Annotated in this window: 1 protein-coding gene; it reads left to right on the top strand. The window is 63.4% G+C overall.

Annotated features, from left to right (window positions below):
- Window positions 1-3,009 (top strand): CusA/CzcA family heavy metal efflux RND transporter (locus tag CA234_RS23880; RefSeq protein ID WP_126002921.1); only part of this gene is annotated, 3,009 nt, incomplete at its 5' end.
- Window positions 3,010-3,018: the final 9 nt, after the last annotated feature.

The following is a 3,018-nucleotide window of genomic DNA, read 5'->3' as shown; positions in this document are numbered from 1 at the left end:
GAATATACGCGCTCGTTGAGCCGCAACGGCTTCGCGCAGATCACGGCGGTCTTTTCGGACGCGACGGACATCTATTTCGCCCGCCAGCAGGTGGGCGAGCGTCTGCGGGGCGTGCAAGAGAATCTGCCCGACGGCGTGAACCCTGAAATGGGTCCGATCGCGACAGGCCTGGGCGAGGTGTACATGTACACCGTTCGTCTCGATCATCGCGAGGACGACAAGCACAAGCCCGGTGAACCGGGCCAACAGCCCGATGGCAGCTACATCACGCCAGAGGGCGAGCGACTGACGACCGAAGAGGACAAGGCGACCTACCTGCGCACCGCGCAGGACTGGATCGTCACGCCGCTTCTCAAGAACACTCCGGGCCTCGCCGGCGTCGACTCGATTGGCGGTTACGCCAAGCAGTTCCTCGTCGTGCCCGATGTGCAGAAGCTGGCTTCACTCGGCATCACCTTGACCGACCTGGGCAACGCGCTGGAGCGCAACAACACCAGCGTCGGCGGTGGCTTCGTCAATCGCAATGGCGAAGGTCTGGCTGTTCGCTCGGATGCGCTCGTTCGCAATGCCAGCGAGTTGGCCAGGACCGTGATCGCGACACGTAACGGCGTGCCGATCACGGTCGAACAAGTCGCGACTGTGAAGACGGGTCAGGCGATCCGCATGGGTTCGGCATCGGAGAACGGTACCGAAGTCGTCGTCGGCACGGCGATCATGCGGATCGGCGAGAACAGCCGCATCGTGTCGACCGCGGTCGCTGAGAAACTGAAGACGATCAACGCTTCGCTGCCTCCTGACGTCGTAATTCAGCCGGTGCTGAACCGCACCGAGCTGGTCAATTCGACGATCAAGACGGTCGCGAAAAACCTGTCCGAAGGCGCGGTGCTGGTCATCGTCGTGCTCTTCCTGCTGCTCGGCAACTTCCGTGCGGCCCTGATCGCGGCGTTGGTCATCCCGATCACCATGATGCTGACAGGCTTCGGGATGCTGCGCGCTGGGGTCTCGGCCAATCTGATGAGCCTTGGGGCTTTGGACTTCGGTCTGATCGTCGACGGCGCCGTCATCATCGTTGAAAACGCGCTGAGGCGGCTTGCCGAACAACAGCATCATGAAGGTCGCTTGCTGACCGTCAAGGAACGGCTTGCGACCGTGGCAGCCGCCGCTCGCGAGATGATCCGCCCCTCGGTTTACGGGCAGGCAATCATCATCCTCGTCTACGTACCGCTGCTCACGCTGACCGGCGTGGAGGGTAAAACGTTCGGACCGATGGCGCTGACCGTCATCATCGCGCTCGCCTTCGCCTTCATCCTCTCTCTCACCTTCGTGCCGGCGATGATTGCGATCTGGCTGTCGAAGAAGGTCGAGGAGAAGGACGGCCGCATCATCACGTGGCTGAAGAAGCGCTACGAACCCGGTCTCGACCGGGCCATGAAGCGCCCGACGCTGACGATCGGTGCGGGTGTGGGAAGCCTTGTGGTGGCGGCGCTTGCTTTCACTACGCTCGGCTCGGTGTTCCTGCCGCAGCTCGACGAAGGCGATTTGCTGATCCAGTCGCTCCGCATTCCGGCAACGTCGGTCCAGCAGAGCCAGGCGATGCAGGTGCCGATCGAGCGGATGATGTCGAAGCAGCCGGAGGTGGCGTTCGTCTATTCCAAGACGGGCACCGCCGAGCTGGCGGCCGACCCGATGCCGCCGAACGCGACCGACATGTTCGTCATCCTGAAGCCGCGCAAGGATTGGCCGGATCCTGAGCTTCCCAAGGAGGAGCTGGTCAGCCGGATCGAGGGTAATCTCGCGAAGATTCCGGGAAATGCCTACGAGATCACCCAGCCCATCCAGATGCGCTTCAACGAGCTGATCGCCGGCGTGCGCGGCGACATCGCGGTGAAGGTGTTCGGGGACGACTTCAACCAGATGAACCGGACGGCCGAGCAAATCGCGGCGGTGCTGCGCAGAACGCAAGGCGCAGCGGACGTGAAGGTGGAGCAGACGACCGGTCTTCCCATGCTCGACATTCGCGTCAACCGCGACGCGATGGCGCGGTTGGGCGTTACGGCTCAGGATGTGCAGGACACCGTGACTGCGACGATCGGCGGGCGAACATCGGGCCAGATCTTCGAGGGCGACCGTCGCTTCCCCGTGGTGATCCGCCTGTCGGAGGCGCAGCGTGCCGACATCGGCCTGCTCCAACAGGTGCAGGTGCCGGTGGCAGGCGGCGGCTATGTGCCGCTGTCCAGTGTCGCTGACATCAAGGTCGTCGACGGTCCCAATCAGATCAGCCGCGAAAACGGGAAGCGGCGCGTGGTGGTGCAAGCCAACGTGCGTGGTCGCGACGTCGGATCCGTCGTGGCGGATGCGCAGGCGGCGATCGGCAGCCAACTCCGGCTGCCTGCCGGCACCTATCTCGAATGGGGCGGCCAGTTCGAGAACCTCCAATCGGCAAGCGAACGGCTGAAGCTGGTCATTCCGGCTTGCTTCATCTTGATCCTGCTGCTCCTCTACGGGGCGTTGGGATCGGTCCGCGACGCCGCGATCGTGTTCACCGGCGTGCCTTTCGCGCTGGTGGGCGGCGTCCTGTTGCTGTTCCTGCGGGGCATGGACTTCTCGATCTCGGCGGCAGTGGGCTTCATCGCCCTCTCGGGCATCGCGGTCCTCAACGGCCTCGTCATGGTCAGCTCGATCCAAGATCTGATCCGATCAGGGATGAGCCGCGAGGAAGCCGCGCATGTTGGCGCGATGCAGCGTCTGCGACCCGTCATCATGACCGCGCTAGTCGCCAGCCTCGGCTTCGTGCCGATGGCGCTGGGCGAAGGCGCCGGCGCAGAGGTTCAAAAGCCTTTGGCGACGGTCGTCATCGGCGGTCTGATCTCGGCGACGCTTCTTACGCTGTTCGTGCTGCCGACACTCTATGCCCGGTTCGGGCAGAAAGTGATCGAGAAACCCGAGCACTACAATGAGGAGCATGAAGGGGACGACCACGGTCAGACCTTCGTGAACAACTTGGCCTGATGGATGGGC

The sequence above is a fragment of the Sphingomonas sp. ABOLE genome (genome assembly GCF_003950455.1).
GTDB lineage: Bacteria > Pseudomonadota > Alphaproteobacteria > Sphingomonadales > Sphingomonadaceae > Sphingomonas > Sphingomonas trueperi.
Note: the sequence above shows the minus strand (reverse complement) of the source record. Positions and strands in the feature narration are given on the sequence as shown.